23 protein-coding genes and 1 tRNA gene are annotated in these 22,380 nt (G+C 63.5%); 4 read left to right on the top strand and 20 right to left on the bottom strand.

Going from position 1 to position 22,380, the window contains the following annotated elements; genetic code table 11:
• Positions 1–11: 11 nt before the first annotated feature.
• The 8 genes from yacG to FZF13_RS28845 all read right to left on the bottom strand — a co-directional run bounded on the left by yacG (position 12) and on the right by FZF13_RS28845 (position 5,456).
• Positions 12–224, bottom strand: coding sequence for a DNA gyrase inhibitor YacG (yacG, locus tag FZF13_RS05795; RefSeq protein WP_024926019.1), 213 nt, complete (start codon positions 222–224; stop codon positions 12–14).
• 33 nt (positions 225–257) lie between these two features.
• Entirely contained in the window at positions 258–887 is a 630-nt protein-coding gene (locus tag FZF13_RS05790) for a Maf-like protein (protein WP_024926020.1), read from the bottom strand.
• A 22-nt stretch (positions 888–909) separates the two neighbouring features.
• Positions 910–1,128 (bottom strand): translation initiation factor IF-1, encoded by a 219-nt coding sequence (infA, locus tag FZF13_RS05785; RefSeq protein ID WP_006200926.1) that lies wholly within the window; start codon positions 1,126–1,128, stop codon positions 910–912.
• 224 nt (positions 1,129–1,352) lie between these two features.
• Positions 1,353–1,838 (bottom strand): UPF0262 family protein, encoded by a 486-nt coding sequence (locus FZF13_RS05780; protein WP_024926021.1) that lies wholly within the window; start codon positions 1,836–1,838, stop codon positions 1,353–1,355.
• A gap of 6 nt (positions 1,839–1,844) precedes the next feature.
• Positions 1,845–3,137, bottom strand: coding sequence for a histidinol dehydrogenase (hisD, locus tag FZF13_RS05775; protein ID WP_024926022.1), 1,293 nt, complete (start codon positions 3,135–3,137; stop codon positions 1,845–1,847).
• Between the two features lie 3 nt (positions 3,138–3,140).
• Complete coding sequence (locus FZF13_RS05770; protein ID WP_024926023.1) at positions 3,141–3,575, bottom strand: DUF2948 family protein; 435 nt, start codon at positions 3,573–3,575, stop codon at positions 3,141–3,143.
• Between the two features lie 267 nt (positions 3,576–3,842).
• Positions 3,843–5,141 carry a UDP-N-acetylglucosamine 1-carboxyvinyltransferase gene (gene murA, locus FZF13_RS05765; RefSeq protein ID WP_024926024.1) on the bottom strand — a complete coding sequence of 433 codons (1,299 nt, stop codon included), beginning with the start codon at positions 5,139–5,141 and terminating at the stop codon, positions 3,843–3,845.
• Between the two features lie 138 nt (positions 5,142–5,279).
• Positions 5,280–5,456: a hypothetical protein gene (locus FZF13_RS28845; RefSeq protein ID WP_162835301.1), complete on the bottom strand. Its 177-nt coding sequence runs from the start codon at positions 5,454–5,456 to the stop codon at positions 5,280–5,282.
• Between the two features lie 128 nt (positions 5,457–5,584).
• Between FZF13_RS28845 and FZF13_RS05760 the strand changes: the two genes are divergently transcribed.
• Positions 5,585–5,659, top strand: a tRNA-Thr gene (locus FZF13_RS05760).
• 702 nt (positions 5,660–6,361) lie between these two features.
• On the opposite strand, the gene FZF13_RS28840 is transcribed toward FZF13_RS05760, so the two are convergent.
• On the bottom strand, positions 6,362–6,532 hold the full coding sequence (locus tag FZF13_RS28840) for a hypothetical protein (RefSeq protein WP_161773078.1): 171 nt from the start codon (positions 6,530–6,532) through the stop codon (positions 6,362–6,364).
• Positions 6,533–6,606: 74 nt separating this feature from the next.
• Here FZF13_RS28840 and FZF13_RS05755 point away from each other — a divergent pair, with 74 nt between their 5' ends.
• Entirely contained in the window at positions 6,607–7,992 is a 1,386-nt protein-coding gene (locus FZF13_RS05755; protein ID WP_244431216.1) for a helix-turn-helix transcriptional regulator, read from the top strand.
• 595 nt (positions 7,993–8,587) lie between these two features.
• Here the strand turns inward: FZF13_RS05755 and FZF13_RS05750 are convergent.
• Genes FZF13_RS05750 through FZF13_RS05705 form a run of 11 tightly spaced genes read right to left on the bottom strand, consistent with a single transcriptional unit; the run spans position 8,588 to position 19,020 of the window.
• Complete coding sequence (locus FZF13_RS05750) at positions 8,588–9,445, bottom strand: MipA/OmpV family protein (RefSeq protein WP_137900263.1); 858 nt, start codon at positions 9,443–9,445, stop codon at positions 8,588–8,590.
• A gap of 8 nt (positions 9,446–9,453) precedes the next feature.
• The gene (locus FZF13_RS05745) at positions 9,454–10,830 is read right to left on the bottom strand and encodes a sigma-54-dependent transcriptional regulator (RefSeq protein ID WP_024926027.1); all 1,377 of its coding nucleotides are present in this window, start codon (positions 10,828–10,830) and stop codon (positions 9,454–9,456) included.
• On the bottom strand, positions 10,805–12,568 hold the full coding sequence (locus FZF13_RS05740) for a sensor histidine kinase (RefSeq protein WP_024926028.1): 1,764 nt from the start codon (positions 12,566–12,568) through the stop codon (positions 10,805–10,807). Before FZF13_RS05740 ends, FZF13_RS05745 begins: the two co-directional genes overlap by 26 nt.
• A 31-nt stretch (positions 12,569–12,599) precedes the next feature.
• The gene (locus FZF13_RS28835) at positions 12,600–13,127 is read right to left on the bottom strand and encodes a DUF2147 domain-containing protein (RefSeq protein ID WP_024926029.1); all 528 of its coding nucleotides are present in this window, start codon (positions 13,125–13,127) and stop codon (positions 12,600–12,602) included.
• On the bottom strand, positions 13,124–13,510 hold the full coding sequence (locus tag FZF13_RS28830; RefSeq protein WP_024926030.1) for a DMT family transporter: 387 nt from the start codon (positions 13,508–13,510) through the stop codon (positions 13,124–13,126). The genes FZF13_RS28835 and FZF13_RS28830 overlap by 4 nt, the downstream gene beginning before the upstream one ends.
• The gene (locus tag FZF13_RS05730) at positions 13,507–14,721 is read right to left on the bottom strand and encodes a GNAT family N-acetyltransferase (protein WP_024926031.1); all 1,215 of its coding nucleotides are present in this window, start codon (positions 14,719–14,721) and stop codon (positions 13,507–13,509) included. The genes FZF13_RS28830 and FZF13_RS05730 overlap by 4 nt, the downstream gene beginning before the upstream one ends.
• On the bottom strand, positions 14,696–15,571 hold the full coding sequence (locus FZF13_RS05725) for an alpha/beta hydrolase (protein WP_024926032.1): 876 nt from the start codon (positions 15,569–15,571) through the stop codon (positions 14,696–14,698). Before FZF13_RS05725 ends, FZF13_RS05730 begins: the two co-directional genes overlap by 26 nt.
• Positions 15,571–15,942 carry a DMT family transporter gene (locus FZF13_RS05720; protein WP_051504845.1) on the bottom strand — a complete coding sequence of 124 codons (372 nt, stop codon included), beginning with the start codon at positions 15,940–15,942 and terminating at the stop codon, positions 15,571–15,573. Before FZF13_RS05720 ends, FZF13_RS05725 begins: the two co-directional genes overlap by 1 nt.
• The gene (locus FZF13_RS05715) at positions 15,936–16,868 is read right to left on the bottom strand and encodes an arginase family protein (protein WP_051515440.1); all 933 of its coding nucleotides are present in this window, start codon (positions 16,866–16,868) and stop codon (positions 15,936–15,938) included. Before FZF13_RS05715 ends, FZF13_RS05720 begins: the two co-directional genes overlap by 7 nt.
• 4 nt (positions 16,869–16,872) lie before the next feature.
• On the bottom strand, positions 16,873–18,300 hold the full coding sequence (locus FZF13_RS05710; protein WP_024926035.1) for an aspartate aminotransferase family protein: 1,428 nt from the start codon (positions 18,298–18,300) through the stop codon (positions 16,873–16,875).
• 18 nt (positions 18,301–18,318) lie between these two features.
• Positions 18,319–19,020 carry an HAD-IB family phosphatase gene (locus FZF13_RS05705; protein WP_065998136.1) on the bottom strand — a complete coding sequence of 234 codons (702 nt, stop codon included), beginning with the start codon at positions 19,018–19,020 and terminating at the stop codon, positions 18,319–18,321.
• A gap of 363 nt (positions 19,021–19,383) precedes the next feature.
• Here FZF13_RS05705 and FZF13_RS05700 point away from each other — a divergent pair, with 363 nt between their 5' ends.
• Entirely contained in the window at positions 19,384–20,346 is a 963-nt protein-coding gene (locus FZF13_RS05700; RefSeq protein WP_024926037.1) for a sugar-binding transcriptional regulator, read from the top strand.
• A 404-nt stretch (positions 20,347–20,750) separates the two neighbouring features.
• Entirely contained in the window at positions 20,751–22,061 is a 1,311-nt protein-coding gene (locus FZF13_RS05695) for an ABC transporter substrate-binding protein (protein WP_024926038.1), read from the top strand.
• Positions 22,062–22,380: the final 319 nt, after the last annotated feature.

The following is a 22,380-nucleotide window of genomic DNA, read 5'->3' as shown; positions in this document are numbered from 1 at the left end:
GGCGCGGACGATCAATCCCGCGGCGGTTCCGGGGCCTTTTCTTCCGTGTCGGCGTCGTTATCGACGCCCGGAAGCACGTAGACGCCCTTCAGCCAGCGATTGAGGTCGAGTTCCTTGCAGCGGGTCGAGCAGAACGGATAGGTCTCGCGTGCGGAAGGGCGGCCGCATTCCGGACAGGGCCGCTTTGGCCGCAGCGGCGTGACGGTGGCGTCATTGGTGCTCATTGTCAGGTCTTCCCACGCCGGGCTTGGCTGTCGTCAAGACAGCGCGCGTGCCGGCCAGTTGCGGTGGGTGTCGAAGCCTTCGCCGTCCAAAAGCGCCGCTGTCTCGAAAAGCGGCAAGCCGACGATGTTGGAATAGGAACCGGTCATCTTGACGACAAACGCACCGGCCAGTCCCTGCACGCCATAACCGCCGGCCTTGCCGCGCCATTCGCCCGAAGCGACATAGCGGTCGATTTCGATGCGCGGCAGGCGCTTGAAGCGCACGCGCGTCTCCACCAGCCGCTGGCGCTGCTTTCCGGAGGGCGTGATCAGGCAGACGCCGGTGTAGACCCGGTGCGAGCGACCCGACAGCAATTGCAGGCAGAACGCGGCGTCTTCGCTGGTTTCCGCCTTGGGCAGGATACGGCGGCCGACCGCCACTACTGTGTCGGCGGCCAGCACATAGCCGCGCTCGAGCTCGGCTTCGTCCTGCAGCAGGGTGAAAGCCTTTTCCGCCTTTTCCTTCGACAGCCGCTTGGCCAGCGAGCGCGGGTGTTCGGCACGCTGCGGCGTTTCGTCGATATCGGCCGGCAGGATGCGGTCGGGCTCGATGCCGGCCTGTTGCAGGAGCTCGATCCGCCGAGGCGATCCCGAGGCCAGCACGAGCTTGTGCGAACTGCTCATCGCGTATCCAGCCGGAGGCCTGTTACTTGAAGCGATAGGTGATGCGGCCCTTGGTCAGGTCGTATGGCGTCATTTCGACCAGGACCTTGTCGCCCGTCAGAACGCGGATGCGGTTCTTGCGCATGCGGCCGGCGGTGTGGGCAATGATTTCGTGTTCGTTTTCGAGCTTCACGCGGAACATCGCATTGGGCAACAATTCTGTCACCACACCCGGAAACTCGAGGACTTCTTCCTTCGGCATTCGATACCTTTGGTTTGGATGGATTCCCGGCTGCCGGGCCGGAATTGGCGCGGAACCTATATGATTATCGCCCCTTTGTGAACACGCTTAATCGGCTTGCCGCCCGTGAGGCGTAGCAGGCCTATCCGCTTCGTTTCGCAAACGGCAGGGGGCTTGCAAGCTCAAGATGTCCGGTACTCGAAAAGCCGGGCCATTGGCTTGTCGTGGCCCGTGGCTACCGCTCGTCAGCCACGCCAGTGCAACACGCAAACCAGCGTGAACAACCGCCTAGCCGTGTCGAAATCGATCTCGATCTTGCCGGTCAGCCGGTCCATCAGCGTTTGCGAACCCTCATTGTGCAGGCCGCGCCTGCCCATGTCGATCGCCTCGATATGGCTCGGCGTCGAGGAGCGGATGGCGTCGTAGTAGCTTTCGCAGATCAGGTAGTAGTCCTTGACGATGCGCCGGAACGGCGTCAGCGACAGGATATGGGCGACGACATCCGAACCGTCCTGGCGGCTGATGGCGAAGATCAGCCGCGATTCGGCAAGCGACAGCTTGAGCTTGTACGGGCCGCCGCCATCGTCGTTGACCGGGCGGAAACTGTTTTCTTCGATCAGGTCGAAGATCGCCACGGCGCGTTCATGTTCGACGTCGGGGGTCGAGCGGCCGATCGTTTCGTCGAGTTCGACGTCGATCAGCCTCGCATTGGTTGCCTCGGCTCCCGACATGCTCGCCTACATGTTCAACCGGATGGAAACGGAGCGGCCATGCGCGTCGAGCCCTTCCGCCTTGGCCAGCGTAATGGCTGCCGGCGCCAGTTGCCGCAACTGTTCGGGGCCGAGCTTCAGCACCGAGGTGCGCTTGACGAAATCAAGCACCGACAGGCCGGATGAGAAGCGTGCCGAGCGCGCGGTGGGCAGAACATGGTTGGAGCCGCCGACATAGTCGCCGATGACTTCCGGCGTATGGCGGCCGAGGAATACGGCGCCCGCGTTGCGGATCTTTTTGAGGAATGCTTCGGGATCGGCGACCGCCAGTTCGACATGTTCCGCCGCGATGCGGTCGACAAGCGCCGGCGCCTCGTCGAGCGAGCCCACGATGATGACGGCGCCGAAGTCGCGCCAGCTCTCGGCGGCGTTCTGCGGCCTGGGCAAGGTCTTGAGCTGCGCCGCGACCGCCTGCTCCACATCGGCGGCAAGCCCCTCGTCGTCGGTGATCAGGATCGACTGTGCGCCCATGCCGTGTTCGGCCTGGGCCAGCAGGTCCGCGGCCAGCCATTGCGGATCGTTGTCGCGGTCGGCCACCACCAGCACTTCGGAAGGACCGGCGATCGAATCGATGCCGACCTTGCCGAACACCTGTCGCTTGGCAACGGCGACAAAGGCGTTGCCCGGCCCGACGATCTTGACGACGGGGCTGATCGTGTCCGTTCCATAGGCCAGTGCGCCAACGGCCTGCGCGCCGCCGACCCGGTAGATTTCGGTCACGCCGGCAATGTCGGCCGCCACCAGCACCAGCGGGTTGATCTCGCCGCCGGTTGGCGGCACCACCATGACGATGCGCCCGACGCCGGCAACCTTCGCCGGCACGGCATTCATCAGCACCGAGCTCGGATAGCTGGCAAGGCCGCCGGGAACATAGAGCCCGACCGATTCCACCGCGGTCCAGCGCGAGCCGAGCTCGACGCCGATCGCGTCGGTATAGCGGTCATCCTTCGGCATCTGCCGCTGGTGGTGCGAAAAGATGCGGTCGCGCGCCAGCTTCAGCGCATCGATGGTCTCGGGGTCGGCCTGCCGGTAGGCGGCGGCGATATCGTCCGGACCGACGGCGATGCCGATGCGATTGAGATCGGCCCGGTCGAACTTCAGCGTCAGCTCTTTCAGCGCGGCATCGCCGCGTGCCCGCACGTCGGCGATGATCTGGCGAACGACCAGGTCGACCTCGGGCGAATCCTCGCGCTTGGTGGAGAGGAAGGCGGCGAAGCGCTGTTCGAAATCGGCGGCGGAAGAACGCAGGGTCACGGCCATCGGTCAGCCCCTGTGCGCCGGGCGCGAAGAGGCTTGCCAGGCACCGCCGAGGTCGGCCAGCCGGGCCTCGACGCATTCGACTTCCAGCATGATGGTGCCACCACCGGAGAAGATCAGTTCGACGATGCCGGCCGGTGCCGTAATCGGCACGAAGCTGATGGCGAGCAGCGACAGCACTTCCTGCGGCTTGTCGCGCGCGATGCCGCTGGTCTTGGCCGCCAGCACCCGGTCGAAATGCAGCACGCTTTGCCGGCGTTCGTTGTGCTTGCGGAACAGCCCCTTTTTCACCTCCCAGGCGAAACGGTTCATCGGCAGCACGAAACGCTTGGCGGCCGGCAGATATTCGAGGTCGGCGACCTTCATCACGGCGTCCTGTGTATGGGCCGAGATGATGTTGAGGTCTTCGTCGTCGAGCGCGACCAGTTTCAGAGCGTTCATGCGGATTCCGCACCTGCGAAGGTTTTGTCGTTCAACCTTCTGTTAGGCGGTCTTTCCGGCGCGCGCAACCGGGGAGGCAGTCGGCAATCGGCAGTAGGCAGTCGGGATTAAAAGATCGGGGATTTGTCGGTGGCGATAAACAGCAAGTCCCATCGCCACCGTCGGCGGTATAACCGGCTAGACAGCCGATCAGCGTTTGCGACGCAGCTTCGACTGCCGACTGCCGACTGCCGACTGCCGACTGCCGACTGCCGACTGCCGATTCGCTTAGCCGCTGATCCGCTCGATCACCGCGCCGCAGCCGGAGAGCTTGTCTTCAAGCCGCTCGAAGCCGCGGTCGAGATGGTAGATGCGGTTGACCGTCGTTTCGCCTTCGGCGGCGAGCCCCGCGATGACCAGCGACACCGAAGCGCGCAGGTCGGTCGCCATCACCGGCGCGCCCTTGAGCTTGGAAACGCCTTCGACGATCGCCGTCTGGCCGGAGAGGTGGATACGCGCGCCGAGACGGGCCAGCTCCTGCACATGCATGAAGCGGTTCTCGAAGATGGTCTCGGTGATATGCGATTTGCCCTTGGCCTTAGTCATCAGGCCCATGAACTGCGCCTGCAGGTCGGTCGGGAAGCCGGGGAAGGGTTCCGTGGTCACGTCGACCGGCGAGATGCCGGCGCCGTTGCGCTTGACGCGGATGCCTTCGTTGGTCGGCGTGATTTCGGCACCGGTCTGGCTGATCACGTCGAGCGCGGTCTGCAACAGGTCCGGCTGCGCGCCCTGCAGCAGCACGTCGCCGCCGGTCATCGCCACCGCCATCGCATAGGTGCCGGTCTCGATGCGGTCGGGAATGACGCGGATGCTGGCGCCCGAAAGCTGGTCGACGCCATCGATGGTGATCGTGGGCGTGCCGGCACCGTGGATTTTCGCGCCCATGGCGTTCAGGCATTCGGCGAGATTGACCACTTCCGGCTCGCAGGCGGCGTTTTCCAGCACCGTTTCGCCGCGCGCGAGCGAGGCCGCCATCATCAGCACATGGGTGGCGCCCACTGAAACCTTCGGGAAGACGTAGCGGTTGCCTTTCAGCCGGTTGTGGGCCTTGGCCACGACATAGCCGTTGTCGACATCGATATCGGCGCCCAGCGCCTGCAGGCCATCGATGAACAGGTCGACAGGCCTGGTGCCGATGGCGCAGCCGCCGGGCAGCGAGACGCGGGCCACGCCCATGCGCGCCAAAAGCGGGCCGATCACCCAGAACGAGGCGCGCATCTTGGACACCAGCTCATAGGGGGCAACCGTGTCGACGATGTCGCGGGCGGTGAAGTTGATGGTGCGCGAATAGCCGCCGCCATTGCCGTTCTGATGGTCGCGCTTGCCGTTGACCGAATAGTCGACGCCGTGGTTGCCGAGGATGCGGGTCAGCTGCTCGACGTCGGCCAGATGCGGCACGTTCTCGAGCGTCAGCGTTTCGCTGGTCATCAGCGAGGCGATCATCAAGGGCAGCGCGGCGTTCTTGGCGCCCGAGATGGGGATGGTACCGGCGAGCTCGCGGCCGCCGACGATCCTGATGCGATCCATGAAAGAGTGTCCCTCGGCCGATTTGTCGGCTTTTCATCGGTTGCGTGTTGGGCGCCGTCTAAACCATTGGTCGACCCGGTTCAAGAAATAGGATTTCGCTGCAAGCCGGCGCAAGAGCGGCCCGCTCCCCCCGCTTGCCTACTCCCGGTCCTTCTGCGTCTTCGACGCGGACAAGCCCTCCGGCCGCGCATCGGCCTCGCCGGTGCGGCGTGAGCGTGTCTGTGCCTTGCGCTTCTGCAAATTTGCGCGCAATGCATCCGCCAGCCTGGTCTTGCGGTCGCTCGGCTGCTGCTTTGGCTTGGTCGTGTCCGTCATCGTCTCCAGTCCCCGGAATGGATAACCGACATTGTGGCGCGGCCATGTCGGAGCGTCTCTTGGAAATAGCTGTCATACACAACTTGCGCTTGGCGATTCATTGTGGCAGAAGGCGCCGCATTCAAGGCGCTGCCGTAGCTCAGTGGTAGAGCACTCCCTTGGTAAGGGAGAGGTCGAGAGTTCAATCCTCTCTGGCAGCACCATTCCATCTCCTTGATAGACAACAGCTATCTGACTTTCTTGGTCTTTTGCCGCCCTTCCGGTGCACGGGGTGGTACAGCTGAGCTTGAGAATGCCCGGACCTTGGTTGCTCTCGACGACGGGCGCCCATGCAGATTTGGTTGCGTTGGTGCGTATCTCCGACAACGAGTTTCCACAGATCTGAAAGGCGAAGCTCTGCCCGAACGGAGGCTGATACCCGTGAATCGCCCCTCAAGTCTGTGACAGTGAACGAGTTCGTCAAGGTCAGTTTGGAAACGAGGGTCCCCAACGAGACTAAGAGGCGGTTCCGTGAGGCCGATAATCTCACGCCAGACACCCGCAATTCAATCAAAGGGATGATCGTCGAAAATTGAGTGCCCAATCGTGTAGCCGCCGCACCGCATGGTTTTTTCGAATGTCCGGCCAAATTGGGGTGACCGCCCTGCTATTTCAGGGGCGTTGCGAATTGATCGAGAGCCGTGTCACCGATACAGGGCGACGACAGCAAAGACCGCCCCCAGCGGCAGTAGCTGCATCAGCAATTCAATCATCGTCACAAATCCTCGTACCTCATAGGGCGGCAACCTGGCGATCGCGCCCGCGCACCGGTCGAGCATTGAAAAGGCCTCTATGCGAGGAATCGATAGAGAGCCACCAGAACAACCAAAGCGACAATCGGAGCGACAAGGCTCATTTGCGAACCGTCAGTGAACGGTGTCAGCCAGGTCGTCATTGAGTTCTGGAATGCCGGGCAGCGGGCGTGCCTTCTCGAATGCAAGGCGTTTCGACCACGGATCGAACCACTCCACGTTGTTGACTTCAACGTCGCGGCTCTCTTCATCCTCGTCCTTCTTTATTTCTTCCATTGCTTGCATGCCCCTCTGCGCAAAGTCGTCCACATACAAACGCACAAGCCGCAAGTCATCCCCCGTTTGGGGGATCGTCCTGCTTGGGCCGCCGCTACGAAATGGAAGATGCTCTGGTCGAGAGGGTAATGTTTTTAGAACGGAAGCGCACGCGCAACATCTTGTTTCTGCCGCGTAAATTTCCATTCGTATCTCGCCAGTGCCGTCGGTTCGCCGTGCCGTTTGCAAATTTGCGATGCGCCCAGTCCAGCCGGGATATATATTCGAGATCGCGGGAGTTGGGGGCAAGGCATATGCAGTCTGGCAATCTTGATGCGTCGGATCATGAACTGATCGGACGGATTTACGAGGCGGCCGCGATACCGAGCCTTTGGGGTGGCAAAGGTGTCCTGGACCTTCTCGCCCAGGCAGGCGAGTGCACCGATGCCGCGCTGTTTGCGGTAGACAGCAAGGGGCTCAATGGTTGGTCTTCCAATGAGCGCTGTGTCGAAAAGATGCAGATCTACATCCGCGACAATTGGGTGGCGCGCAATCCATATATCGAGTCGGCGGAACGTCGCGCTCGCTTCGATGAGCCTCGTTTCGTGCTGGATACCGAGGTGATGCCGGCTGAAGAAATGGCGCGGCACCCCTATTATCTGAATTTCATGAAACCACACGGCGTCTACTGGCACACCGGCACCAATATCATTTCGCCGACCGGGGATACTCTCAAGATTTCGGTGCACCGGAGCTTCGATTCCGGTCCGCTAAGAAAGGAAGTGGCGATGCGCTTGACTGCGCTTCGCCCGCACATAGCGCGTGCTGCGCTTCTTACGGCTCGTCTCCGTTTTGAGCAGGTCCGCGCCGCCGTCGAGGCCTTTGATGTCATAGGGTTGCCGACCGCGGCTGTCCGTCGCGGCAGGTTGGCAATGGCAAACAGAGGCTTCGAGAAATTATTGCCGCGGGTGGTGCAAGACCGCCATTCCAGGCTGACCTTCTCGCAAGTGGCGGCGGATGCCTGTTGGCGCAAAATCCTGGAGGGACCGAGTGACCGGGGTGGCACCTTCCCGATTGCGGCCATCGACGAACATCCAACGATGGTGGTGCATGTGCTTCCGATTGTCGGAGCCAGTCGAGATATCTTCAATGTGGCTGACATGCTGCTGGTCATAACGTCGGCTGCCGAGGACGTTGGTGTCGACCCCAGGATCATGGAGGGCCTGTTCGATCTGACGGCAGCAGAGGCCGCAATCGCGCGCGATTTAACCCTTGGCAAGACGATCAATGAAATCGCGGACCTACGGGGGGTCGCAAATGGCACCGTGCGTTCGCAGGTCCGTTCGATCTTCGAGAAGACGGGTACGCATCGGCAGGTGGATTTGGTGAGGCTTCTGACCGGTGTGAGGACGGTTCTCGCCTTGAAAGCCGGTCTTGATCACATGTCCGGCCTCAATGATGAGCCCGGTTCGAGAAAAGAAAAGAAGTAAGCACAGAACCTCCAGCAAGCAGCAATTGCAAGCTGAAGGCTGATTGGATTGCGTTTCGCTTATTGCGGTTCGAAAGGCCGCACACGCCGCGCTCAGATCGTTCACGTGCTGTCTCAGGCACTTTCCGGCCTTGGCCTGGGTTGTGCCGGTGAACACAGTCCGTCCTGATCATTGTGGCATGGTGCCCGCGCGGAGCCGCAACGGGTTTCATTGGTGGCTGAAGAGGCCCCCCAACGCGCGCCGAAATCCCACCAGATTCGCGTCGATATCGCCGACGATCGAGCCCCATCACCCGACGAGTGCTCCCATGCTTGGGACGTTGATTACGGATTATGTCACCCGAACGGAGGATGCCAAATGGGTTCATTTAAGGGATAGCTCGAAAGTCATCGTCGCTCGCGGGCACGGCCAGCTGGCGAGAATCTCTTTTGTCGTTGGCTGGAGACGGCTAGGATACAGCAGGCAAGTCGATGTTGAGGGGCTTCGGTTTCAGCCTTCAAAAGTTGGATCGGCACCTGGAGGTTGAGCGACCCGAACGCTGGAAGCGCTGAAAGCCGCGATCAATAGCCTCGTCTCGCCTGGATCGCGGCGCGCTCTAGTCCACCGTGAACGAATACGTCGCGCCGATGCCGAAGGTGAACTGGTTGCGCGAGCCTAGGTCTTTCACGATCGGGCTGTTGGCGGCATCGCCGACCAGATAGTCGAACCGTTCGTAGAGCGTCGTCGTCCATTCCTTCGACCAGACATAGCTCTGCGCCACCGACAGGCCGACGCTGGCGATGCCGCCCTTCGGGTCATAGGCCGCAACCGTGCCGTTGCGGATGGCCGCCTCCGGCGAGACGCCGTATTTGATACCCATCACCTTGTCGTCGGCCAGCACCAGCCGCGGGCCGCCGGAGAGCGTCAGCGCACCGTAGTTTTGCACATAGTCGGCCATCAGGTCGGCGCTGAAGCCGTCATTGTTGCGCAGCCCGTGGCGCAGTTCGCCGCGCAGGCGCAACTGGTCCTCGACCGGCCAGAATTCGGCGAAGGCGCCGACTTCCACGGTCCAGGGATAGGTGTCGAGCCCGTTCAACCGGCCGCCCTCGCTCGAACGGCCGGAACGCAGGCTGGCGACGGGACCAATTGCAAAACGTTTGCCGGTGAAGAAGGTGATGTCGAAATTGTCGTCCGGCGCCGAGAAGCTCTCGCGCTCGGAAGCGCGGCGGAACGAGATCGACGGCATGCCGCCCAGCCCGTAGCGCGAGGAGCCGTCCCATCTCGGGCTGACCGTCGCCATGCCGCCGATGCTGATGATCCAAGGATCGTTGGAAGCGAGCGGTTTTTCGGCCACGCTGTCGGCCGCGCGGGCTGGAAGCGCCAGTACGACAAGCGAGACGGCAACGCCGCCTGCCAGCAAATCAAGGGCAAGCGGACCACGCCCCTTGCGGTCTCGTCGGGAAAAGCAACGCAAAACGAACCTCACTTCGCAGTCTTGGCGATCTTGATACCAAGTTTTTTGATCCGATGCCAAAGGCTCCGTTCGGCGATGCCCAACCTTTCCGCTGCCTTCACTTGGATGCCGTCGGTTTCCTGCAGCGCGGCCAGGATGAAGTCGCGCTCGATGCGTTCCAGTTCGCCGTCGAGATCGGCGGGCAGCGCGGCGCTGGCGGCCGGCTGGCGCCTGGTGCGCGTCACATAGCCCGGCAGGTCTTGCGGGCCAACGACGTTGCGGGCGGCCACGATCGTTGCTCGTTCCACCGCGTTCTGCAGTTCCCTGATGTTGCCGGGCCATTGGTAGGTGGCAAGCGCGGCCTCTGCCTCCGGCGCGAAGCCGGTGATCTTCTTGTTCATCTCGGCGGAGAAATGCGCCAGGAAATGCGTCGCGATCGGCAGGATGTCGCCGGCGCGCTCGCGCAGCGACGGCACGCGGATGGGATAGACCGCCAGCCGGTAATAGAGATCCTCGCGGAAATCGTTGGCCTGCATGGCAGCTTCCAGGTCGCGGTGGGTGGCGGTGATGATGCGCACGTCGACCTTGACGCTGCGGTCGGAACCGACCGGCTCGAACACCTGGTCCTGCAGCACCCTCAAAAGCTTGGGTTGCAGCGAAAGTGGCAGGTCGCCGATTTCGTCCAGGAACAGCGTGCCGCCATTGGCGGTGACGAAGCGACCGTCGCGGGCGGCCACCGCACCGGTGAAGGCGCCCTTGGCATGCCCGAACAGTTCGCTCTCGAGCAGGTTTTCAGGGATGGCCGAGCAGTTCATGGCAATGAACGGGCCGTCGCTGCGCGGGCTGTTGAAATGGATGGCGCGGGCGACCAGTTCCTTGCCGGTGCCGCTTTCGCCCTGGATGAGCACTGTGGCGCGGCTGGCGCACACTTCGGTGATCTGCCGCAGCACCTCGCCGAAGGCCGGGCTGGAGCCGATCAGGTTGCCGAAGGAGTATTTCTCTTCCAGTTCGGCGCGCAGGCGCCGGTTCTCGTTGACGATCTGGGTGAGTTGCAGCGCGCGCCTGGCGGTGGCGATGACGTCGTCGATCTCGAACGGTTTGGAAATATAGTCGAAGGCGCCTTCCTTGACCAAGGCGACGGCATCGCGCAGCGAGGCATAGGCCGTCATCACCACCACCGGCATGTCGGGGCGCCTGCGCCGCAATTCCTGCAACAGGTCGCGGCCGCCGCGACCCGGCATTCTGAGGTCGGTAATGACGAGGCCGAATTCGCCCTGTTCCAGTCGCTGCAGCGCGCTGGTGGCATCGGTCACGAAATCGCTGGAAAGGCCGCCGCCTTCGAGCGCCAGCGCCAGTGTTTCCGCCAGGCGGGGCTCATCGTCAACGACCAGTATCGAGCTCGGCATAGGCGATCTTCTTCTGCTTCAGCGGCAAGCGTATCACGATGCTGGTGCCGTTCTCCAATGCACTGGTGCAGGTGATGGCGCCACCGTGATGTTCGATCACGGAGAGCACCTTGGCGAGGCCGAGGCCCGTGCCTTTCGTCTTGGTGGTGAAGAACGGATCGAACATGCGATGCACCACATCCGGTTCCATGCCGATACCGGTGTCGGCAACGGTCAGCACGGCTTCGGTCGTTTCCTGGTCAGCCTCGACCTTGACGGTCAGCGCGCCGCCCTCGGGCATGGCCTCCATGGCGTTGAGGACCAGGTTGATGATCACTTGGTGGATCTGGTCGGCATCGGCATCCACCGCAATGTGGTCGGCGAGTTCGACATTGGCGGTGATGTTGCGCTTTTCCAGTTCCGGCATCATGAAATCGATCGCCTTGCGCACGATCCCGTCCAGGAGCGCAAGCCGCATGGTCGGGCGGTTCGGCCGCACATAGTCGAGCACTTCGGTGACGAGGCGATCGATACGGCCGACCTCGTCGAGCACGAAGCCGAGCAGCCGCTCGTCCGGCGGAGCCAGATAGGTGCGCTGGGCCACCAGCTGGCTCGACGTCTTGATGATGCCGAGCGGGTTCCTGATTTCATGGGCGATCACCGCGGCCGCTTCACCGAGCGCCGCCAGCTGCTCGCGCCGCCGCATCTCGCCTTCCATCTGCCGCAGCCGCTCCAACTGGCGCGTCATGACGTTGAAGCCGCTCGTCACTTCCTCGATTTCCGGACCGCCGTTTTCCGGCAGCTGCAGGCGATAATTGCCCGAAGCGACCTCGCGCAGGCCGCGCTTCAGCGTCTGCAGCGGGATCGTAAGCCGGCGTGCAAGCACAACGCCGACGGTAATCGACAGGCTGGACGCGATCAACGCCAGGATGGTGAACAGCCGCCAGTCGATCAGCTGTTCGAAGACCGGTCGTTTGGCGGTGAGGCCGAAGGTGACCAGGCCGACCAGCCGGCCGCCATCGTCCCGGATCGGCCCGTAGCCGGTCGCCAGCCCGCCGCCGGTCGTATCCGGCACCACGGTGTAGTTGTCGCCCCGGTTCAGTGGCGCCAGCACTTCGTCCGACACCGTCAGCGGCTGGCCGAGCCCCTGGCGGACCAGCGGCAGCATGGAGTTCCCCTGCAGCCGGTAGGCATGGATGACGATTGCCGTCTTGGCGCGCGGCACAGAGAAGAAGGAGTCGTCGAGCAGATTGGCGACCAGAACATGCAGCACCTGCCCGTCGCGCTCGAGCATGCGCGCGGCACCGACCAGCAGGGCCGGGCGCCCTTCCTTTTGTGCTGTGAAGATCGAGCGCACCGAGGTGCGCGGCAGCGCAATGTCGAGCATCGCGGTGCCGAAGCGATAGAGCGTGTTGCCCTTGTCGTCATAGATCAGCACGAGATCGTAGCCGACCGAGGAGAGCAGGTCGGAATAGATGCGCAGCGGCGTGGAGTTCTCGTTCACCTCGCCGGCGAGCGCGCTGCCATGGGCGGGCAGCGATGCGGCGATGATGGCGGCGGCGCGGTCCGCCTCGTCTTCGCTCGACATCGTTTCGCTGACCAGGAAGTCTGCGGCGCGGCCAAGCAGGCGCTCGACATTGTGCTTGAACGTGGCCGAGATCAGCGCGGCGGCGACATAGGACGCGATCAGCACCGGCGGCACCGACACCGCCAGGAAGGCGACCACAAGGCGCCAGCGCAGGGTGAGCTTGCTCAGCACTGTGCGCTTCTCCGTGGTCGCGGCATCGTCGTCATGGCTGCTGGGCCTTGGTCACGGTGTCGCAACGCTGGTCGGCGGGTAGCTGATGCCGCCGCCATGTGAACTGCTGGCCGAGCGCCTTGACGCCGAGATAGCCGGTAACGATGAGCTTGTCCGGCCCTGTCAGCGAAAGCGCGACATCGTAGGCGCTGCCTTCCTTGGGATCATAGATTTGCCCGTCATCCCAGCCGCCGGAGCCGTCCTGCGCCAGGCCGGTTATCACGCTGAGCCCGCAGATCGGCCGCTGGCGCAGTTTCGGATTGGGATTGTTGCGGTCGGTCAAAGGCGCGCCGTTGTCGTCGATCGGCGTCTTCAGCCACACGATATGACCGCACAATCTGTTGCCGCAGGGTGCGAATTCCACGACACCCTGGCCGTCATGGGTAAGCCATGTGGTGGCGATGGCATCGGCCGGCGCGGCATCGGCGCTTGTCGCCAGAAGGAACAGCCCGGCCGCCCAGCCAAGGGCCTGGAGAGCCGACGCGCGGCGATACGAGAGCTTGCGATCTGGTGCCGTCACGACGGTTTTCCTCTGCCAATCAGCACGACCCCGGAAATGATCAGCGCAATGCCTGCCGCCTGCGGCCAGGAGAGATGCTCGCCAAACAGGAGCATGCCCGCCGCCGGAACGGTGACATAGGTCAAAGCCGAAAGCGGAAACGCGCGCCCGAGATCCATACGCGCCAATATCAGCATCCAGAACACGAAAGTAAGGCCATAGAAGAAGACGGCCAGCCAGAGCGCCGGCGTCTCCAGCGCCGAAACGACCCAGGCTATGTCGAGCGTGCCGGCACCGATGCGCTCGCTCGCCCATTTGAAGGCGATTTGCGTCGCGGTGTCGACGACAATGAAGGCGGCGATGATGCCGCGCAGACTGGATTGGTTGGCCGTCGTCACGCTCATTGTCCGTCTTCCTTGGCCGGCCCCTTGGCGCGGTCGCGCGCTTTCGCATTTGCCTCGCGCAGGTCCGGGTCCCAGCGGTCGAAGGCGAGCCAGGGGGCGATTGCGGCAAGGCCGCGATTGAGCAGGCCGTTGGTGTGCTTCACATAGATCGCCGATGGTTCCAGCCGGCTGCCCATCCTGATCTTGGAGGCATAGGCGGTCTGGCCGGTCTGCAGCAGTGGTCGCCCGATCTCGCGGCAGAAGCTGAGGTTCTCCATCCAGCTCACGACATAAAGATTGTGATCGCGCGCCAGCGGATAGGCCATGCCCAGGAACTTGTCGACGACCCGGTCGACACCGACGAGAAGCAGGTTGAAGGCGGCGAGCCTGTCGCCGATCCAATAGAGCTGGAAAACGGCGTCCTTGCCCAGGCGGCGCGACACCTCCTCGAAATAGCGGCTAGGCAATTCCTCGAAATCGCCATAGCGCAGCTGGCTGTTTTCCTGGGTGGAACGGTAGAGGGCCGCGATTTCGCTTTCCAGGCCGGTAATGTCCGTGCGCCGCTCAACGCGCACCGCATCGCGCGTCTTCAGTTTGCGCTTCACGTCCTTGCGGGTCGCTGCGGAAAGCCGCGCCAGATAGGCGTCTTCGTTCTCACACACCTCGGCAACCGCGACGGGCAGGCTGGTCAGCCGCGCGAAACCCTTGCCGGCAAGCAGGCCGCCGATCAGCGCTTCTTCAGGCGGCGCGACGTCCTTGAAGGCGATCAGCGCAGCCTTGCGCTTGCGCGCCTCTGCCTCCACCGTCTCGATCAGTGTGGCGAGGGCTTCGACGCGCTTGTCCGCCGACAGCCTGTCGGCCAGCAGGAGATGGCAATGGTCGACCATCGGCGAGCCGACACCGAGCAGGCCAAGCGCGAAGATGCCGGGGAACTGGTCGGCCAGCCGTCCGGCCCAGGCGCCGAGCTTGCCCTGGAACGGCGTGTCGAGGCGATAGGACAGCGAAAACAGCGGCGCAGCGGCAAGCAGTTCGCGGTCGTCGCGCTCCACGACGACGGCCTGCGGGGCCGTGCCGTCGACCGCCGCGGCGGTCTCGAATGCCGCGTGATAGTGGACGCCTTCGGCATTGGCGCGGCTGAGCTCGGGCCAAGAGGCCGGATCGAGCGAAGACAGGCCCGCCCGGATCGTGCCGCTCGCCGCGCCAGCGTCAGGCGACGACCTGAAGGCGCTCATGTTCATGCGATCCAGACCGTTGATGCAGTTGCGCCACGCTGTCGACGAAGGCGGCTGCCTTGGCGATGACCAACCGCCTTTGGCGGTCGAGCGTGACCAGGTGGTAGCTGTCGTCGAGTACGAGCGATTCGACCGTGCCGCCGAGATGGCGCTGGAAATACTCCATGTTCGACAGGCTGGCTATGTCGTCCTCGCGGGCATGCACCACGAAGGTCGGCTGGCGCAGGTCCGGCAGTTCCGGCTTCAACGCGTCGACCAGTCGCCACAGTTCGCGCAGCGCCAGCGCCGGCGTCGCCGCCAGGCCCGCCGAAGTCGAGTCGCCGGAGAACATCGACTGCGCCAGCACCATGCGCAGCCGCTCGTCCTTCAGGCCGTAGGGCTCCTGTTCGACGAAACGATATTTGCGGCCGCTCGGCGTGTTGATGAACAGTTTGAGCAAGAAGCGATACCAGGGGATCGACCAGCCATCGTACCAGAGTGTCGGTGCGAACATCACCAGCCCCTGCACGCGCTGCGGCTGGCGCGCGGCGAGCATGGCGGCCAGCACGGCGCCCATCGACAGGCCACCCACCAGCACGACACGGCAGCGCTGCTCCAGGGTCGTGAGTGCGTCCTCGGCGCTGGCATACCAATCCTTCCAGCTCGTCGCGGTCAGGTCCGCCTCCGTGCCGCAATGGCCGGCAAGGGTCGGGCACAGCACCGTCGAGCCGCGCTCGGCGAAGTTGCGCGCCACATTGTTCATTTCTATTGGCGTGCCGCCCAGCCCGTGCAGCAGAAGCACGCCGACGTCCCCGCGCGGCAGGAAGATGCTGCGGTCCTTGGTTCTCAGTTTTGTGGTGGTTTCAACCATCAGATCGTACCTGCGACTAGAATGACGCCTGCCGTGATGAGCAGCGCGCCGAACCATTGAGAGGGACCGGTCTCTTCACCCAGCCACAGCCGCCCGGCGAGCGTGATGGCGAGGATGTTGAGACTGGCGAGGGGAAAGGCGATGCCGAGCGGCGCGAGCGCGAGGATGCGCACCCAGATGATGAACTCGGCGACATAGATGATGAGCCCGAGGCCGACCCAGCGGTCGCTGAACAGCGCGCGGGCAAAGGGCCGCCAGCTCTGGGCGGAGAATTCGGGCAGGGTGTCGGCGCCGAACTTGAAGGCGATCTGGCCCGCCACGTCGCAGACGATCGACAGCACGAAGAGGACGATCAGCTCGGTGCTCAGCATGCCAGCACCTGTTCAAGGCTGTTCACGATGCGCGCGTTGGCGGCATCGTTGACGGCGGCCATCGCCGCGTCGAATTTCGGCTGGCGCGGATGGTCGAGCTTGGCCAGCGTATAACGGAACGGGTCGCGGAAGAGCGGCGGCGAATAATCGCCGCAGACATCGACGCCGAGAACGCGCCGCTTTTCGGCCAGGCGCTCGATCGCGTAGAGGACCTGATCGAGCCGCATCGCGCCCTGGTCCCAATTGGTCACGGCTTCGTCGGTGGCCAGCACGTCCTTGTCGAAGGTGATCCAGATCGCCTCGGGTCCGAGCCGGGCGATCAGGTCTTCGACGAAGGCTTCCCAGTCCTCGTCGGCCAGATTGCGCCAGACAAGCTGCTTGGCGAAGCCGTCGCCGCTAGTGGTGGAGCCGGGGGAATCGACCGCCGCGCCCAGAAGCCTGGTCGACGGCACCCGCCAGGCATACATTTCCAGCCGGCCGTCGCGGATCGCATCGAGATTGGCGGACTTCATCTGCGGCAGCACGAGGTCGGTGCTGGTCGGTCCGATGGTGATGACACGGCGAACATTGCGGCGCTCCAGCGCCCGGTTGACCCAGCCGCCGCAGTTGGAGGTCGCCGGAAAGGTCACCCAGTCGGGATGGTTGTCGAACTGGATCACCGTGACCGGCTTCTCGACGCGAGCGAGAAACAGGTCGGCGACATGATGGAAGTCGCCCGACCCGTAGAAGATCAGTTCCGGCTCGTCGGCCGGGCGCGGGCCGATCCGGTTGCCGAGCTCGCGCAACGCGTCCCTGGCCGCAACGATGCGCAGCCGGGGCGCGAGGTCCCCGGCTGGCACGATGTCGGCTGGTTCCGATCGGGAGGGGGCTCGATGGAAACCCTGGTCCGTCACGGCGCCGTCGAGATCGACGATGCGCACACGCACTCAATCACCCCTTGGTTACGCGGGTGAACAGCTGGTCGAGCAGCGCCAGCGCCAGATCGATTTCGGCGTGGCTGATGGTCAGCGACGGCGCCAGCGTGATGACGTTCTTGTAGTAGCCGCCAATGTCGAGCACGAGGCCATAGCGCTGGCCGTCATGCGTCAGGTCACCCTTCAGCGCCTCGTCCACCATGCGGTCGACCAGCGCCTTCGACGGCGTGTAGCTGTCATGCGGCTCGCAGATTTCGATGCGCAGCGCCAGCCCAAGGCCATCCACTTCGCCGACGATCTTGTGGCGACGCTTCAGCTCCTCCAGACCGCGCAGGAAATAGGCGCCCTTTTCCGGCACCGTCGTCTCGTAGTCGTCCTCGGCCATCATCTTCATGGCTTCCAGCGCGACAGCGGTGCCGAGCGGGTTGGCGTTGAAGGTCGAGTGGGTCGAGCCCGGCGGGAAGGCGGTCGGGTTGATCAGCTCTTCGCGCGCCCAGACGCCCGACAGGGGGTTGAGGCCGTTGGTCAGCGCCTTGCCGAAGACGACGACGTCCGGATTGACGCCGAAATGCTCGATCGACCACAGCTTGCCGGTACGGTAGAAACCCATCTGGATTTCGTCGACGACCATCAGGATGTTGTGGCGGTCGAGCACCTTCTTCAGTTCGATGAAGAAGTTCTGCGGCGGAACGATGTAGCCGCCGGTGCCCTGCAGCGGCTCGATATAGAAGGCCGCATACTCGGCCTCGCCGGCCTTCGGGTCCCAGACGCCCTGATATTCGCTTTCGAACAGCCGCTCGAACTGGCGCACGCAATGCAGGCCGTATTCTTCCTTGTTCATGCCCTTCGGCGCGCGGAAGTGGTAGGGGAACGGCACGAACTGCGCGCGTTCGCCGAAATGGCCGTAGCGGCGGCGATAACGATAGGACGAGGTGATGGCCGAAGCGCCCAGCGTGCGGCCATGGTAGCCGCCCTCGAAGGCGAACATCAGGCTCTTGCCGTGCGAGGCATTGCGCACCAGCTTCAGCGAATCCTCGATCGCCTGCGCGCCGCCGACATTGAAGTGGACGCGGCCCTTGAGGCCGAATTTCTGTTCGGCATCGCGCGCGATCAGCGCGGCCAGCTCGATTTTCTCGCGGTGCAGATATTGGCTGGCCACCTGTGGCAGCCGGTCGATCTGGCGCTTCAGCGCATTGTTGAGGCGCTGGTTGGCGTAGCCGAAATTGACAGCCGAATACCACATCTGCAGATCGAGAAACGGCGTGCCGGCCGCATCGAACATGTAGGAGCCTTCGCAGCGGTCGAAGATCTTCGGAGCGTCGGTGTAGTGCACGGTGTCGCCATGCGAGCAATAGATGGCCTCGAGGGCCAACAGCTCGGCCTCGTCGAGGGCAGGTTCGGAATCGTTCCCGGCAGCGAGCCGGAATGCGGCATTGGTAGGCATGAACAGATCCTTGTCAGGTCACAGAAGTTGGGCCGACTGGACGGTCTGGACGTTGGCCAGCCAGTCGGAGAAGAGCATCGGCAGGTCGGCGAACGTGCCGAATGCGCGATGGGTGATACCGTTGGCACGGCAATGGTCGGCAAGCTTGCCTTTCGCGAACACCATGTCGGAGATGGAAGCGGCGCAGAAATCGGAACGGCCGTCGCCGATCAGCACGCGCAAGGCGCTGTCGGGCGCCCGGTCGAAGGTGGCGCATTTGCAATGCGCGGAGTTGGCGCGGCAATTGTCGGAGGCGTGCAGGCAGTCCAGCCGCCAGCGGTCGCCGCCGGTGGCGGCAAGGCCGTTGGCGAGAACCGGCAGCTCAAGCCCGTAGCCCTTCAAGGCGTGGGCAATGACGCGGTCGAGCCCGTCGGAAACGATGGTGACCTTGATGCCGCTTTCCTGCAGCGCTTCCACGAACGGCACGAAGTCGGGGTCGATCTGGAGGCAGTTGGCGAACAGGTCGAGCATCACCGGCTCGACGCGCAGGAGATCGACCTGCCTGGACATGCATTCGCGCGAGCCGATGGTACCGCGCTCCCAGGCGGCCTCGACCGTGCGCCACGCCGGTTCGGCGAATTGCGCAAGCAGAAGGTCTGTTGTGTCTTCCAGCGAGATGGTGCCGTCGAAATCGATGAAGCACTCAATGCCGGGGAGGGGAAGAAGATCGATACTGGCCATGCTGCGCTGCAGCAAGCAAGGTGCGTGCCAATCTCAAAAACGCTAATGGAATCAGCGGATGTGCCCGCGTGAAGGTCGGGAATTTCCTCCAAAAATTGGAGGAGCCCTTGGCGAAAGAGGATGGCAGGCCTTGTCGGGCGGCATTTCCACAGGGTATTTGCGCGGGGTATTATGCGGATCGCCCCTAAGGGCGTTTCGCGGAAACCGATAGGGTCTCGGGCCGCGCCGTCATATTCGAAACGAACCGTGGGCAGGCGGTTCGTTCGAAAGCGTGCTCGAACAATTGTATGTTTGGTGAGCGATTGCGCATTTTCGAAAAGCCTGCGACACTGGCGCCGATACATTTGAAATGAAGTGCCAGCCATGAGCGCCCGCTCGGAAACCAGCAATCCCAGGCTTGACGACGCCGCGCGCGCCGGTTGGCTGTATTATGTCGCCGGCAACACGCAGGACCAGATCGCGACCAAGCTCGGCATTTCGCGCCAGACGGCGCAGCGGCTGGTGTCGCTGGCGATGTCGGAGGGGCTGATCAAGGTCAGGGTGGATCATCCCATCGCCAACTGCCTCGATCTCGCCGCCAGGCTGCAGCAGCGTTTCGCGCTGGATCTGGTCGAGGTCACACCGAGCGATCCCGATTCCACCTCCTCGACCATTGGGGTCGCCCAGGCCGCGGCGGTGGAAATCGAAAAATGGCTGCGCAAGCCGGAGCCGGTCATCATGGCGATTGGCACCGGCCGCACGCTGAAGGCGGCGATCGAGCAACTGCCGCCGATGGAGTGCCCGCAACACAAGGTGGTCTCTTTGACCGGCAACATCTCGCCGGACGGTTCGGCCGCCTTCTACAACGTCATCTTCACCATGGCAGACACCATCAAGGCGCGCTCCTTCCCGATGCCGCTGCCGGCCATCGCCTCGTCACCGGACGAGCGGAAAATGTTGCACAGTCAACCGCTTATCCAGCCGACGCTGGCGCTTGCGGCGCAGGCCGACGTCACCTTCGTCGGCGTTGGCGACCTCGGGCCAAAGGCGCCGCTGCTGGAAGACGGGTTCATCACCGAGACCGAACTCAAGGCACTGCAGCGGGCAGGCGCCGTCGGCGAGATCGTCGGCTGGGCCTTCGACCGCGATGGCCGGCTGATCGATGGCATCACCAATGACCGCGTCGCTTCCGCCCCGCTGCCGTCGCGCGAGCGGTCGCTGGTGGTGGCGCTGGCCATGGGCGAGCGCAAGCTGCCCGGCATCCTGGCCGCCGTGACGCGACGGCTGGTCAACGGCCTGATCACCGACGAACGCACGGCGGAAGGCCTGCTGACCGCCGGCGGCTAGCGCCGGCGCAGGAACGTCGATGGGCGGACATTGCGCCCGTGCCGGACCGCCCAAAGTGGCCCAAAGTGGAGAGAGGCGGCGTGCCGCGCTCCCGGGCAAATAATTTCAGACAAGAATAACAATGGCTTGGCGCCCGAACACCGCCAAGCCGGCTCGGAATTTGTTCACGCCGGGTCGTTTGGCGTCAAAATGACCCGGTTTCGTTCATTCGACAGCGATTTTCGCGTCTGTTCCGCCAATTCCCTCTAGTCGCCCTCTCGATGTGTCGGGTGTCGCACTGACTTGCCGCATGCGCTGGAGCGGCTGCAGCCCGGCGTCCGCATTCGCGCTTGACATAAATCCCGGAAGATGAATAATTGCCCATAGCTAAAGCAAATGCTCACTTTGGCCTTGGGAGGAAACCAATGAAACTGCGCACCCTCATCGTGGGGCTGTGTTCGGCGAGCGCGTTTGCGTTCGCCGCGCATGCCGAAACCATCACCATTGCGACCGTCAACAATGGCGACATGATCCGCATGCAGAAGCTGACGGACGACTTCACCGCCAAGAATCCGGACATCAAGCTGAACTGGGTGACCCTGGAGGAGAACGTGCTGCGCGAGCGCGTCACCACCGACATCGCCACCAAGGGCGGCCAGTATGACGTGATGACGATCGGCACCTATGAAGTGCCGATCTGGGCGAAGCAGAACTGGCTTCTGCCGCTCGACAAGCTCGGCGCCGACTACGACCAGAAGGACATCATCCCGGCGATCGCCGGCGGTCTCTCCGTCGACGGCAAGCTTTTTGCGGCTCCCTTCTACGGGGAGAGCTCCTTCGTCATGTACCGCAAGGACCTGATGGAGAAGGCGGGCTTGAAGATGCCCGACGCGCCGACCTGGAAATTCATCCGGGAAGCTGCTGACAAGATGACCGACAAGGCGACCGGCGTGAACGGCGTGTGCCTGCGCGGCAAGGCCGGCTGGGGCGAGAACATGGCATTCCTGACTGCCATGTCCAACTCCTTCGGCGCGCGCTGGTTCGACGAGAAGTGGAACCCGCAATTCGACCAGCCCGAATGGAAGCAGACGCTGCAGTTCTATGTCGACCTGATGAAGGCCGACGGGCCGGACGGCGCCTCGTCCAACGGCTTCAACGAGAACCTGGCGCTGTTCCAGCAGGGCAAGTGCGGCATGTGGATCGACGCCACGGTGGCGGCTTCCTTCGTGTCGGACCCCAAGAACTCGAAGGTCGCCGACAAGGTCGGTTATGCGCTGGCTCCCGATAACGGGCTCGGCAAGCGCGGCAACTGGCTGTGGGCGTGGTCGCTGGGCATTCCGGCCGGCACGCAGAAGGCGGCCGCGGCCGAGAAGTTCGTCGCCTGGGCGACCGGCAAGGGTTATCTCGACCTCGTCGCCAAGAAGGAAGGCTGGGCCAACGTGCCTCCCGGCACACGCAGCTCGCTCTACGCCAATGCCGAATATGAGAAGGCCGCGCCCTTCGCCAAGATGACGCTGGACTCGATCAATTCCGCCGATCCGACCAAGCCCACGGTCAAGCCGGTGCCTTATGTCGGCGTGCAGTTCGTGGCGATCCCCGAATTCCAGGGGCTCGGCACCACTGTCGGCCAGCTCTTCTCGGCGGCACTTGCCGGCCAGATGTCCGTGGACGATGCCTTGAAGCAGGCGCAAGATGCCGCCAAGGCGGCGATGACCGAAGGCGGCTACATCCAGTAAGGGCATCCTTCAGGTGCCCCGGGGCATCCTCCCGATGCCTTGGCCGTCCGGGTCTTCCCGGTCCGGACGGCCGCTTACAGGGCTCACCCTCTTGCGTGAGGGTAGGGCCAAAACGGAATCGAGCGGCAGCGAGGGTTTCCGCTGCGGGCTGGGACGACGTGGGGGCACGTCGGGATATCTCTCATCGCCTCGCTGCGCTCGACACTTCTCTCCGCGAAGAAGGGATCGACATCACGCCGCCCCTTCCCGTCGCGGGGAAAAGCGATCGCGCGGCGGCTGGTGATGCGGTGTCGAAAAGGCTGCTTGCCGCCGCAACGAT

Source organism: Mesorhizobium terrae (assembly GCF_008727715.1).
Classification (GTDB): Bacteria; Pseudomonadota; Alphaproteobacteria; order Rhizobiales; family Rhizobiaceae; genus Mesorhizobium; species Mesorhizobium terrae.
Note: the sequence above shows the minus strand (reverse complement) of the source record. Positions and strands in the feature narration are given on the sequence as shown.